The organism is Mesorhizobium sp. WSM4806, from assembly GCF_055811635.1.
Genome location: NZ_JBVVQZ010000030.1, coordinates 60600 through 71732, shown reverse-complemented (window position 1 = coordinate 71732; position 11133 = coordinate 60600). Strand labels below are relative to the sequence as shown.

Annotated in this window: 13 protein-coding genes and 1 pseudogene; 8 read left to right on the top strand and 6 right to left on the bottom strand. The window is 62.6% G+C overall.

The window, feature by feature from the left end:
• Positions 1-89: 89 nt before the first annotated feature.
• The 4 genes from AC0L2M_RS32305 to AC0L2M_RS32290 all read right to left on the bottom strand — a co-directional run bounded on the left by AC0L2M_RS32305 (position 90) and on the right by AC0L2M_RS32290 (position 3122).
• Entirely contained in the window at positions 90-1064 is a 975-nt protein-coding gene (locus tag AC0L2M_RS32305) for a WD40 repeat domain-containing protein (protein WP_287067583.1), read from the bottom strand.
• 123 nt (positions 1065-1187) lie between these two features.
• A complete protein-coding gene (locus AC0L2M_RS32300; RefSeq protein WP_473536969.1) occupies positions 1188-1715 on the bottom strand; it encodes a GNAT family N-acetyltransferase in 528 nt (175 codons plus the stop codon).
• Positions 1712-1990 carry a type II toxin-antitoxin system TacA family antitoxin gene (locus AC0L2M_RS32295; RefSeq protein WP_473495376.1) on the bottom strand — a complete coding sequence of 93 codons (279 nt, stop codon included), beginning with the start codon at positions 1988-1990 and terminating at the stop codon, positions 1712-1714. Before AC0L2M_RS32295 ends, AC0L2M_RS32300 begins: the two co-directional genes overlap by 4 nt.
• Positions 1991-2066: 76 nt before the next feature.
• Positions 2067-3122 carry a CobW family GTP-binding protein gene (locus AC0L2M_RS32290; RefSeq protein WP_473536968.1) on the bottom strand — a complete coding sequence of 352 codons (1056 nt, stop codon included), beginning with the start codon at positions 3120-3122 and terminating at the stop codon, positions 2067-2069.
• Positions 3123-3319: 197 nt separating this feature from the next.
• Between AC0L2M_RS32290 and AC0L2M_RS32285 the strand changes: the two genes are divergently transcribed.
• Together AC0L2M_RS32285 and AC0L2M_RS32280 are read left to right on the top strand one after the other, a co-directional pair.
• Positions 3320-4048 (top strand): intradiol ring-cleavage dioxygenase, encoded by a 729-nt coding sequence (locus AC0L2M_RS32285; RefSeq protein WP_128172901.1) that lies wholly within the window; start codon positions 3320-3322, stop codon positions 4046-4048.
• A gap of 220 nt (positions 4049-4268) precedes the next feature.
• On the top strand, positions 4269-4739 hold the full coding sequence (locus tag AC0L2M_RS32280) for a MarR family winged helix-turn-helix transcriptional regulator (RefSeq protein ID WP_023796815.1): 471 nt from the start codon (positions 4269-4271) through the stop codon (positions 4737-4739).
• A 16-nt stretch (positions 4740-4755) separates the two neighbouring features.
• Here AC0L2M_RS32280 and AC0L2M_RS32275 read toward each other — a convergent pair whose 3' ends face one another.
• Positions 4756-5634, bottom strand: coding sequence for an AraC family transcriptional regulator (locus AC0L2M_RS32275; protein WP_128168386.1), 879 nt, complete (start codon positions 5632-5634; stop codon positions 4756-4758).
• A gap of 35 nt (positions 5635-5669) precedes the next feature.
• Here AC0L2M_RS32275 and AC0L2M_RS32270 point away from each other — a divergent pair, with 35 nt between their 5' ends.
• The 5 genes and pseudogenes from AC0L2M_RS32270 to AC0L2M_RS32250 all read left to right on the top strand — a co-directional run bounded on the left by AC0L2M_RS32270 (position 5670) and on the right by AC0L2M_RS32250 (position 8837).
• Positions 5670-6077: a DUF2000 family protein gene (locus tag AC0L2M_RS32270; RefSeq protein WP_128172902.1), complete on the top strand. Its 408-nt coding sequence runs from the start codon at positions 5670-5672 to the stop codon at positions 6075-6077.
• 49 nt (positions 6078-6126) lie between these two features.
• Positions 6127-6234 (top strand): annotated as a pseudogene (locus AC0L2M_RS32265) (EamA/RhaT family transporter); the annotation flags it as partial.
• Positions 6235-6356: 122 nt separating this feature from the next.
• Positions 6357-7379: a LacI family DNA-binding transcriptional regulator gene (locus AC0L2M_RS32260; RefSeq protein WP_023796812.1), complete on the top strand. Its 1023-nt coding sequence runs from the start codon at positions 6357-6359 to the stop codon at positions 7377-7379.
• Entirely contained in the window at positions 7376-8359 is a 984-nt protein-coding gene (locus tag AC0L2M_RS32255) for a 2-hydroxyacid dehydrogenase (RefSeq protein ID WP_128172903.1), read from the top strand. Before AC0L2M_RS32260 ends, AC0L2M_RS32255 begins: the two co-directional genes overlap by 4 nt.
• Positions 8360-8441: 82 nt before the next feature.
• On the top strand, positions 8442-8837 hold the full coding sequence (locus AC0L2M_RS32250; RefSeq protein WP_027151474.1) for a hypothetical protein: 396 nt from the start codon (positions 8442-8444) through the stop codon (positions 8835-8837).
• A gap of 17 nt (positions 8838-8854) precedes the next feature.
• Here the strand turns inward: AC0L2M_RS32250 and AC0L2M_RS32245 are convergent, their stop codons facing one another.
• On the bottom strand, positions 8855-9628 hold the full coding sequence (locus AC0L2M_RS32245; RefSeq protein WP_128244523.1) for a gamma-glutamyl-gamma-aminobutyrate hydrolase family protein: 774 nt from the start codon (positions 9626-9628) through the stop codon (positions 8855-8857).
• 290 nt (positions 9629-9918) lie between these two features.
• On the opposite strand from AC0L2M_RS32245, the gene AC0L2M_RS32240 reads away from it, so the two are divergent.
• Positions 9919-11019 (top strand): TRAP transporter substrate-binding protein, encoded by a 1101-nt coding sequence (locus tag AC0L2M_RS32240; RefSeq protein ID WP_473536965.1) that lies wholly within the window; start codon positions 9919-9921, stop codon positions 11017-11019.
• Positions 11020-11133 lie beyond the last annotated feature (114 nt).

Below are 11133 nucleotides of genomic sequence, written 5' to 3'. Positions count from 1 at the left end.
CATTTTTTTATACCCCCCGGGGCCAAAGGGTAATAGGGGGAATAGGGGAATAGGGGAATAGGGGATGTGTCCCCTACTCCCCTACGGCCCTAGGCCGAAATATCGATGACGCCGCAGTCGCCGGCGGCGCTGCCGAAGGCGACGCGGCGTTCCTCCTTGTCCCACATCATCGAGGTAATGGCGCCCTTGCCCGGTCGGCGCAGAAGCACCTCCTTGGCGTCCGCGAAACGCACCGCCATCACCATGCCGTCGTCATAGCCGACGGCGACGACATCCTGGCTCGGATGGCAGGCGACCGAGGTCACCATGGCGTTGCCGCGCGTGCCGAGTTCCAGCGGCGCCTTGCCCATCGGCCCGTCCTTGCCCGAAAACGGCCAGACGATCGCCGCCGGGGCTCCGGAACTGGCCAGCCATTTTCCCTTGGGCGCCCATGACAGGCTTTTGACTTTGCCGGGATAGCCGCTCATCCGCATGTGCTTGCCATCGGCGAGCTTCCAGCCATGCAGCGCGTTCTCCTGCATGGTGGTGACGAGGAAGGCGCCATCCGGCGAGAACGTGATGCCGGTATGGGCGCCGGCCCATTCCAGCTCGACCGGCTTGCCGTTCGCCGCCGGGAAATGCAGCGTCGCGCCATTGTAGCGGGCGACGCCGAAGCGCATCCCCTTGGGCGAGAACGCCAGCCCCTCGACCGAACGCGGATGCAGGAATTCCTTGGTCTTGCCGTCGGAGAAACGCACGAAGGCGATCTTGCCCGAGGCATAGGCGACGGCGCCTTGTGGTCCGGCGGCAACGCTGGTGATCCATTTCTTCCCGGCGCTTGCCAATTCTGCCGCATTGCCGCCGGCGGTAACGGAAAAAATCTTGCCGTCCTCGCCGCCGGTGATCAGCCGGTCGTTGGCCGCATCGTGGAAGGCAGCGAGAAGCCCGTCATTGGCCTGCGCCGTCTTGTGGCCATGGTCCAGCCGATGGATTGTGCCGTCGGCCAGTGCGAAATGCGGCACGTCGCCAAGGAAAACGGCGGCGATGCAATGTCCCTGGAGATCAAGCGGGGCGACTGTGGGCATGGCTATCGTGGTTCACGGCTGGACAAGTTTACAGGGAGCGGCTTAGGCGGCTTACTCGACGTTTGCGGTTCCGGCAACCATGAGGATCTGCATCGAAACCACAATTGTGGCGACAGGCGATCGTCAAAGCAGTCCCTTGGCCCGCATACCAGTTGCGAAGGTGGCCAATGGCATCACCAAGGTCAAATCCTGGCCTTGGAGGCTCTCGGCACCATACCTGGCATACCACCGTGCTGCCCGCTCGTTCTTGGCATCGATGATGAGCAGGATGCCGCCGCCCTCACCTGCAAGCCGCAGGCAGCGCAACGCGGCGACGGCTAGCAGCTGACCTCCGAGCCCTTGCCCGGCGACGGCCCGGTCGGATGCAAGCCGGCCAAGCTTGAAGCCGGAAACCTCGTGTCGCGCCAAGCCTCTCGTCATGGCGTCGGGCACTGCTTCATGAGCTACCGCGGAAGGGGCAATTGTATAGAAACCGAGGACCCGGTCCGAAGCCACGTTGTCGATCGCACAGAAGGTCTTGGCCGCGTTCTGATCGTGGCTCTGCCGTGCGAACCGCCGCAGAAAATCGTTCATCTGCGCATCACCGCAATCGAAAGAAGCCCGATCGTGCCGTTTCGCAATCGACTTCTCGTGCCAGAACGGAAGCGTCACAGAGTATCCGGCAAGGCGGCAATCGCCGCTCGCAGCCTGGCATTGGGTTTCGGCGGGTTCTCAAGTAGGTCAAGGATGCGTGTGAAGTCGCGGTTGGAAACCCTCATCACCTCGGCAGCTTCGATCACGGCCTGCGCTTCGGGTACGATCTTGTCGAGGATGAAATCGGCCATGTCCTTGTGCGACAGCGCCGCAGCGCGGGCGATGATCGCCTTCTGCGCCGGTGGAATGCGCATCTGAAAACGTTCGGTTTTATTGTCGGCGGATCTGGACATGACCTGTCCTCTTTTGTGCCACTCACGTACACATGATATGTGTACACAAGGCAATAATCAATCCTTATTCGGTCCGTTACGCCTGGCAGGCATCAAAACTCTTCTTCAGCCGCTCGGCGTCGAGTTCGCGGCCGATGAAGACCAGCCGGCTCTCGTGCTTCTCGCCGTCCTTCCAGGCGCGCTGGTGGTCGCCCTCGATGATCATGTGCACGCCCTGAATGACGTAGCGCTCGTCATCGCCTTTAAGCGCGATGATCCCTTTCAGACGCAGGATGTTGGGGCCTTCCATCTGGGTGATCTTCTCGATCCAGGGGAAGAATTTTTTCGGGTCCATCTCGCCGCCCCGCAGAGACACCGACTGCACCGTCACGTCATGGATATCGGACGGGTGCGCGTGATCATGGTGATGATGCCCGTCATGATCGTGATGATCATGGTCATGATGGTCATGGTCATGATGGTCGTGGTCGTCACGCGCCTCAAGGAAATGCGGATCGTTCTCCAGCGCCCGGGAAAGGTCGAAGGCGCCGCGGTCGAGCACCTCGGACAGCGCCACGCCGGCGCGCGTGGTGCGATGGATCCGGGCCGCCGGGTTGATCGCGCGGATCGTCGCCTCGACCTTGCTCAGTTCGTCCGGCGTGACGAGATCGGTCTTGTTGAGCACGACGACATCGGCAAAGGCGATCTGGTCCTCGGCTTCGCGGGAATCCTTCAGCCGCAACGGCAGGTGCTTGGCGTCGACCAGCGCCACCACCGCGTCGAGCCTGGTCTTGGAGCGCACGTCGTCGTCCATGAAGAAGGTCTGCGCCACCGGCACCGGATCGGCGAGGCCGGTCGTCTCGATCACGATGGCGTCGAAGCGGCCTGGCCGACGCATCAAGCCCTCGACGACGCGGATCAGGTCGCCGCGCACCGTGCAGCAGACGCAACCATTGTTCATCTCGTAGATTTCCTCGTCGGATTCCACGATCAACTCGTTGTCGATGCCGATCTCACCGAACTCATTGACGATAACGGCGTAGCGCTTGCCGTGGCTTTCCGAAAGGATGCGGTTTAGCAGCGTCGTCTTGCCGGCGCCAAGATAGCCGGTGAGAACGGTTACGGGGATTTGTATCGTCTGTGCATCGCTCATGTTGGGCCTCGAAAAGGATTGTTGGCTCCATATAGGATGCACGCCCTGCTTTTGCACGTGGCAACCGATGGGCCAAACAGGTCGCCAACATTGCCGGGTTTTCCCAACATTGCTGGGTTTCCATTGGCGTTGGCTGGCCTCACTGACTAGATAAGACCAAGCCAGCTTGCTCGACAGAAACCAAAAAGAGGCGCCGGATGTCCGACAAACCGTCCTCCTTGCCGTTGAGCCGGCGCCAGGCGCTTGGCCTCATTGCCGTTAGCGCGGTCGGCGGTGTCTTTCTACCGGGCATCGCGCTGGCGCAGCAGGCCTCGCCCTATGCCGGGCTTGCCCTGTTCGATAGCGGCGCCGGCGTCTGCGCGATCACACCGGAAGCGACCGAGGGCCCGTTCTATTTCGACCCGAAGCTCGAACGCGCCGATATAACCGAAGGCAAAGCGGGCATTGCCCTCAATCTGCGGCTGCAGGTCATCGACGCAGGCTGCCGGCCGCTTGCCGGCGCGCGGGTCGATATCTGGCATTGCGACGCGCAAGGCCATTATTCAGGCTATCCGGGACAAGGCGACGGCCAGGATGTCGATACGTCAGGCCAGAGTTTTCTGCGCGGTTGGCAAAAGACCGATGACAGCGGCATCGTCTCGTTCGCCACCATCTATCCCGGCTGGTATCGCGGCCGCACCACCCACATCCATTTCAAAGTCTTCCCCAACGACAATTCGGTGATGATCGGCCAGCTGTTTTTCCCCGACGGCCTGAGCGAACAGATATTCACCACTGTCGCGCCCTACACCGACCGGTCCGGCAAGCGGGATACGTCGAACGCCAGGGACGGTATCGCGCGGCGCGCCGGGCCGCTTTCGCAGGCGGCGCTGCGCGAGGTGGCGGACGCCTACCAGGCCTTGATGATCGTCGCGGTGAGGGGCTGATTGAGACCCGCATCGGTGCGGCGCTCCTGCCGAACCCGTCCACCTGCGCTGAAAACTCGTTTGTCATGTAACTGAAATAAACATCTGGCATTAGCCACGGCGGACACCACATCGCTTGCCGGCAAAGCTGTTTTGCAAAGCCGGATCTTTTGATCGTCCATTGCCAACCGGGCGGCTGCCTCTATGCTGTCCACACCGGTTGGGCCGAAGAGGGATAACCATGGCCAAGGCGGACAAGACTGCGACAATGAGCCGGCTGCATTCGGCGGCGCGGCTGGCGCGTACGGCACTCGCCGCGCGGCTTTTGGCGCACGGCTTCTATGCCGGCCAGGACCAGATCATGCTGGCGCTCGACCGTGAGGACGGGCAGACGCCCGGCAATCTTGCCGGTCGCCTCGGTGTTCGCCCGCCGACCATCACCAAGACCATCAACCGGCTGCAGGCGCAGGGCTTTCTGGAAAAACGCGCTTCCTCCGCCGATGCCCGCCAAGCCCATATCTTTCTGACCGACACTGGCCGCGAAATCATTCATGCCATCGAGAAATCGGTGAAGAAGACCGAGAAGCAGGCGCTGAAGGGGCTCGATAAAAAGGACCAGAAGGCGCTGTTCAAGCTGCTCGCCCGCGTTGAGGCGAACCTCTCGAACGGAGAGATGGTTCTCGTCGATGACGAGATCGACGCCGACGAATGATCCGCGGCTGACGCCATCAGGCAGCGGCTGCTGACGATCCATGCACCAATGCCGACCAGCGGCCCGGCGTGACACCGAACGCCTTCTTGAAGTGCCTGCTGAAATGACTTTGGTCGTTGAAACCGGCCGCTATTGCGATCTGCGCCAATGACTCGCTCGCCTCGATCATGCGGCGTGCTCGCTGAAGCCGGCGCATCAAGAGAAAGCGGTGCGGACTGGTGGAGAAAGCGGCACGGAAATGCCGCGACAGGGCATAACGATCGAGCCCAGTGATCGCCTCCAGTTCCTCGGAACGGACGGTACGGAAAACATTTTCTTCCAGATAGTCGCGTGCCAGGCTGACAGCCCGCCACGCTGTCCTTGGGATCGGTTTCGCCGGCAGGCCTGAATGCCGTGCCAGGCTTTGCATCAATTGCGCAACGAAGTCGGCGACAAACAGATCGTCCAGCTTCTGGTCCAACGGCCCCAGCGCCGAAAGCAGCCGCGTGCGGAAAACAGGATCCGTCACCACGGCATTCCTGACGAAAGGCAGCGATGCGCCTGTCTGATCGAGGCAGTCCAGCACGATGGACGGCTCCAGATAAAGCATCCTGTAACGCAAACCGTCTTCAGTGCCGGCGCCGCCATCGTGCAATTCGTCGGGATGGAGCACGATAATCTGGCCGGGCAGGCTGTGATGCGTCGCGCCCCGATACCGGAAAGTCTGGACGCCATGCAGCGTCACGCCGATGGCGTAGGTATCGTGACGATGGAGATCGAAGGCGCTGCCGTGGAACCGGGCCTCGATACGCTCCATTCCGACGCAATCGGGCGCCGAGATGACGCAGTTCTCAGCCGCGTCAACGCACAAACGTCCAAGACCCTGAAAGGCCTCGCCATCTAGACCGTGCGACATCGCTTCATTCACAAACCTCGAATGGCAAATGTCTCATGTTCGACACGAAATTTGCAATCGTGCTGCAGGATAACCTTCCCGTCTGGCAAAAGCTCAACGTAACCGCGTTCCTGACCAGCGGCATCGTCGCGCAGTATAGCGAGATCATCGGCGAACCCTATCGCGACCGCGCCGGCAATATCTATAATCCGCTCTCGATCCAGCCGATCATCGTGCTTTCGGCCGAACGCTCGACGCTCACTGCGATCCACCGGCGGGCGCTGAAGCGCGGTGTGACGACCTCGCTCTACGTCGACGAAATGTTTTCGACCGGCCACGACGCGGCGAACCGCGCCGTCTTTGCCGAATTCGCACCCGACGATGCCAAGGTCGTCGGAATCGCGCTGCGCGCCGAAAAGAAGCTTGTCGACAAGATCACCAAAGGTGCCCGCATGCATCCTTGATCATATCGACACTGGTTCATCCTGTTGACGCTCGGTGTCCTAGGTGCTCGTCATCGTCGCCAGCGGCTTTTATATCATTCATCGCGAGCACCGGCTTCGCGTGCGCAACCGCGCTGCCCTCGACGTCGAGGTGGATGCGCTGGCAAAAAAACTTTGATTTGTTTCGGAAGGGTGGCATAAGGCCGCGTTTAAACTGTTTAGACCATGATCCCGAAAACGGGCATCCGGTTTCGCTGGAGATCATGGATCAGCTCTGGATCGTCGGGGGAGCGCAAGGCGCTGGCACAGAAGATCAAGCTTTCGACGATCGCGGATGCGCTCGGTGTGTCCACGGCCACGGTCTCGCTGGCCCTGCGCGACAGCCCGCTGGTTGCTGGAAACACCCGCGATCGCATCAAGGAACATGCCCGCGCCATCGGCTATATCTACAATCGCCGCGCCGCCAGCCTGCGCACCTCGCGTTCGGGTATCGTCGGCGTCGTCGTCCACGACATCATGAATCCTTTCTTCGCCGAGATCCTGCGCTCGATCGAAAGCGAGCTCGACCGCAGCCGGCAGACCTTCATCCTGTCGAACCATTACGACCAGCTCGAAAAGCAGCGCACCTTCATCGACACGCTGCTGCAGCTTGGCGCCGACGGCGTCATCATGTCGCCGGCCATCGGCACGCCGCCCGAAGACATCTTCATGGCCGAGGAAAACGGCCTGCCGGCGGTGCTGATCGCACGCACCGTCGAAGGCGCTGACGTGCCGGTGTTTCGTGGCGACGATGCCTATGGCACCGGGCTAGCCACCAACCATCTGATCTCGCTCGGCCATAAACGCATCGCCATGATCGGCGGCACCGACCAGACCTCGACCGGCCGCGACCGCTACCAAGGCTATCTCAACGCCATGGAGGCGGCAGGGCTGGAGGTCAGGCCGTCCTGGCGCATTCCCGGCCCGCGCACCAAACAGGCTGGCTTCGAGGCCGCCGGGCAGTTCCTGGCGCTGAAGGACAAGCCGACCGCGGCCTGCTGCTGGAACGACCTCGTCGCCATCGGCCTGATGAACGGCATTGCACGCGCCGGACTCGTGCCGGGCATTGACATATCCGTGACCGGCTACGACGATCTCGAGGAAGCAGCGATCGCAACGCCGGCGCTGACCACCGTGTGGAATGGCCAGCGTGAAGTTGGCCGCCGCGCCGCCAGCGCGCTGCTCGACAAGCTCAATGGGCAGATGGTGCGACCGTCGCAGGAACTGATCAAGCCGGAACTGCATGTGCGCCAGTCGACCGGCAAACCAGTGGAACGTGCATGACAAAAGCCGAACAGCAGCAAGCAGTCGCCATTCTGGTGCCGGGCCAATTCAACGACCACGCGGTCGGCCGCATCGACCGGACGTTCAGCCGTGCCTGGATCGAACGGCCTGATGCGTCGCTGGTCACCGACGAGATGCGCCGGACGGTGCGCGGCATTGCCGCCTTTGGCGGGATCAACGCAGCCCTCATCGACGCGCTGCCGAATCTCGAGATCATCGCCAATTTCGGCGTCGGCTATGATTCGGTCGATGCCCGTCACGCAGCGCAGCGCGGCGTCATGGTCACCAACACGCCGGATGTGCTGACCGAGGAGGTCGCCGATACGGCGATCGGGCTTTTGATCAACACCGTCCGCGAGCTGCCGCGCGCCGAGACCTGGCTGCGCGACGGCAGTTGGGCACGCAATGGCAACTATCCGCTAAGCCGGCTGACCTTGCGCGGCCGTCGTGTCGGTATTTTCGGCATGGGCCGCATCGGTCTCGCCATTGCGCGCCGGCTGGAGGCCTTTGGGCTGCCGATCGCCTACCATAACCGGCGCCAGGTCGAAGGCTTGCCCTACGAATACCACGGCACGCTGAAAGGCCTTGCCGAGGCGGTCGATACGCTGATCTCGGTGGCGCCCGGCGGCGCCTCGACGGAAAAGGCGGTCAACGTCGAGATCCTGTCGGCGCTCGGCCCGAATGGCGTCTTCGTCAACATCGGTCGCGGCAGCACGATCGACGAGGCAGCTCTTGCCGCGGCGCTTGCCGGCGGCACCATCGCCGCTGCCGGGCTCGACGTCTTCGCTGACGAGCCGAACGTGCCGCCGGCGCTGCTCGCCGCCCCCAACACTTCACTTTTGCCGCATGTCGGCTCGGCTTCGGAACATACCCGCCGCGCCATGGCCGATCTGTGCGTTGACAATCTGATTTCCTGGTTTTCGAAGGGGAGGGCGTTGACGCCGGTGCCGGAAACGGAAAAGCTCAAGGCGCGCAGCTGAGCGGCACGCTTTCCTATTTGTTAACCACGGTTTAACGCTTTGAAATCATCTTTATCTATCGCCAAACACCCGGAGAACGCAGATGAAAGCACTTGCTGCATTGATAGCGGTGGTCGCGCTGTTCGGCAGCGTTCAGCTGTTTCACAGCGGCGGAGGCGAAGGCCGCACAGCCGATGAGTCAGCGCAGTCGCCCGGCGACTACCGGCTGGTGGCCAATGGCGACGAAGCGTCCTGCGCGGTCAAGCGCGGCACTGAGGTTGCGCATGGCCTGTCGCTGTTGACAGTCACTGCGAATTGCCACCGGGTCTTGCCCGGCATCGAGCGCGCGAAATTCTGGCGCGAGCAGGATGACGGCACGGTCACCTTCAGCGCGAACGGCATCGACCCGATCGTCACTTTCGGCGTCGCCGACGGCGACGGTTATGAATCCTACGCACCAGCCCTGCCGCTGCTGTCGCTGGCGGCCAGCAGCGATTGACGTTGACGTCCGACGAACTATTCCGCGGCGGCCCACGCGCCGGATTTCGCCGCGGCGTGCAGGCGCACCGCATCGCCGAAGGCGCGGAATATCCTTGCTGAGACGCTGTCCGACTTGACCCAGTATTCGGGATGCCACTGGACGCCGACGGCGAAAGCGCGGGCGTCGCGCACCGAAACCGCCTCGACCGTGCCGTCGCTGGCTACCGCCTCTATCTGCAGCTTCGGGCCGAGCCGGTCGATGGCCTGGCGGTGCACCGAATTGACCAAGATGTCGCCTGCCCCGAACACGCCGGCGAGGCAGCTTCCGGGCTTGATCGAAATTGTCTGGCGGATGGCGAAGCGTTCGTCCTGATTGTCGCTCGCCGGTGCGCGATGATCCAGCGATCCCTCGCGCTCCTGGATTTCTGTGGCCAGCGTGCCGCTCAGCGCCACATTCATCTCCTGGATGCCGCGGCAGATGGCGAGCAGCGGCACGCCGCGCTCCACTGCCTTGCGGATCAGCGGCAGCGTCGTGGCGTCGCGGGCCGGATCGTAGGGGCCGTTGGCCTCGCTGGCATCGCCGCCATAGTGCGAGGGATGAACATTGGACTTCGAGCCGGTGATCATGACGCCGTCGACCGATGACAGGAGCTCATCGAAATCGAGCCGGTCGCCGAAGGACGGCACCAGCACCGGGAACACGCCGGCCGCCGAAAGCGCCGCCTCCAGATATTGCTGCGGAGCGGCATGCCAGGTGTAGTTGTCGAACTGGCGGACATCGGTCGATATGGCGACTAGCGGCTGCTGCATTTTTGATCCGGGTCCATTCAGTGCAAGGATATGTTCTGCCTTTTAAAATAGGCGATCCGACGGCGCTTTGCCATGACAAGTTCGGCATCTCGCATGAGCCACGGAAAGGGCGTTAGACTTAAGTTGCAGGAGGCGTGTTCGCGCCCGCGTATTTCGCGAAAACGCCGCCGGCAAAACCGGCTCCCATGGCTGGACTCGACTTCTTGCCCGTGTATTGTTTGCCGCGAAGCCGATCCGGGGCACAGAGCATCTCCCGAACGTCGGTCTGTTGATCCAATAGGGAGGACTTCATGGATCGTCGATCATTCATCCGCAAGGCCGGCGTCACCAGTGTCGGCGCTACGGCGGCGCTTGCCGCGCCGGCTATCGCCCAAACCAACCCGAAAGTGACATGGCGCCTGGCGTCGTCCTTCCCGAAGTCTCTCGATACGATCTATGGCGGCGCCGAGGTCTTTTCCAGGATGCTCTCGGAGGCGACCGACGGCAACTTCCAGGTGCAGGTCTTCGCTGCCGGTGAACTGGTGCCCGGCCTGCAGGCCGCGGACGCCACCACCGCCGGCACCGTCGAGGCCTGCCATACGGTGGCATATTATTATTGGGGCAAGGACCCGACATGGGCACTAGGTGCCGCGGTTCCGTTCTCGCTCAACGCGCGCGGCATCAATGCCTGGCATTACCACGGCGGCGGCATCGACCTGTTCAACGAGTTTCTCGCCACGCAGGGCCTTTTTGGCCTGCCTGGCGGCAATACGGGCGTGCAGATGGGCGGCTGGTTCCGCAAGGAGATCAACACCGTCGCCGACCTTTCGGGCCTCAAGATGCGCATCGGTGGCTTTGCCGGCAAAGTGGTGGAAAGGCTCGGCGTCGTGCCGCAGCAGATCGCCGGCGGCGACATCTATCCGGCGCTGGAAAAAGGCACCATCGACGCTGCCGAATGGGTCGGCCCTTATGACGATGAGAAGCTCGGCTTCTACAAGGTCGCGCCCAATTACTATTATCCCGGCTGGTGGGAAGGCGGGCCGACCGTCCATCTGATGTTCAACAAGGCGAAATACGAGGAGCTTTCGCCGGCCTACAAGGCGCTGGTGCGCACCGCCGCGCAGGCCGCCGACGCCAACATGCTGCAGAAATACGACTTTCTGAATCCGGCGGCCGTGAGGCGACTGGTGTCCGTGGGCGCCAAATTGCGCCCGTTCAGCCCGGAAATCCTGGCAGCCTGCTCCGAAAAGGCAAACGAGGTCTATGCCGAGATGGAAGCCTCGAACGCGCCGTTCAAGAAGATATGGGACTCGATCAAGGCGTTCCGCAAGGAGCACTATCTCTGGGCGCAGGTGGCCGAGTACAACTACGACACCTTCATGATGGTCCAGCAGCGCAGCGGCAAACTCTGACAACAGTTTCGGGGGGGGGGGGGGGGGGGGGGGGGGGGGGGGGGGGGGGGGGGGGGGGGGTTGGTGGGGGGGGGGGGGGGGGCCCGCCCCGCCACCACCCCGCGCGCGGGGGGG

Bases quoted from the DNA above. Each gene is read 5' to 3' on its own strand.
- AC0L2M_RS32290 (WP_473536968.1), bottom strand. From the start codon at position 3,122: ATGAGCGATGCACAGACGATACAAATCCCCGTAACCGTTCTCACCGGC.
- AC0L2M_RS32275 (WP_128168386.1), bottom strand. From the start codon at position 5,634: ATGTCGCACGGTCTAGATGGCGAGGCCTTTCAGGGTCTTGGACGTTTG.
- AC0L2M_RS32305 (WP_287067583.1), bottom strand. From the start codon at position 1,064: ATGCCCACAGTCGCCCCGCTTGATCTCCAGGGACATTGCATCGCCGCC.
- AC0L2M_RS32270 (WP_128172902.1), top strand. From the start codon at position 5,670: ATGTTCGACACGAAATTTGCAATCGTGCTGCAGGATAACCTTCCCGTC.
- AC0L2M_RS32280 (WP_023796815.1), top strand. From the start codon at position 4,269: ATGGCCAAGGCGGACAAGACTGCGACAATGAGCCGGCTGCATTCGGCG.
- AC0L2M_RS32245 (WP_128244523.1), bottom strand. From the start codon at position 9,628: ATGCAGCAGCCGCTAGTCGCCATATCGACCGATGTCCGCCAGTTCGAC.
- AC0L2M_RS32295 (WP_473495376.1), bottom strand. From the start codon at position 1,990: ATGTCCAGATCCGCCGACAATAAAACCGAACGTTTTCAGATGCGCATT.
- AC0L2M_RS32285 (WP_128172901.1), top strand. From the start codon at position 3,320: ATGTCCGACAAACCGTCCTCCTTGCCGTTGAGCCGGCGCCAGGCGCTT.
- AC0L2M_RS32255 (WP_128172903.1), top strand. From the start codon at position 7,376: ATGACAAAAGCCGAACAGCAGCAAGCAGTCGCCATTCTGGTGCCGGGC.
- AC0L2M_RS32240 (WP_473536965.1), top strand. From the start codon at position 9,919: ATGGATCGTCGATCATTCATCCGCAAGGCCGGCGTCACCAGTGTCGGC.
- AC0L2M_RS32250 (WP_027151474.1), top strand. From the start codon at position 8,442: ATGAAAGCACTTGCTGCATTGATAGCGGTGGTCGCGCTGTTCGGCAGC.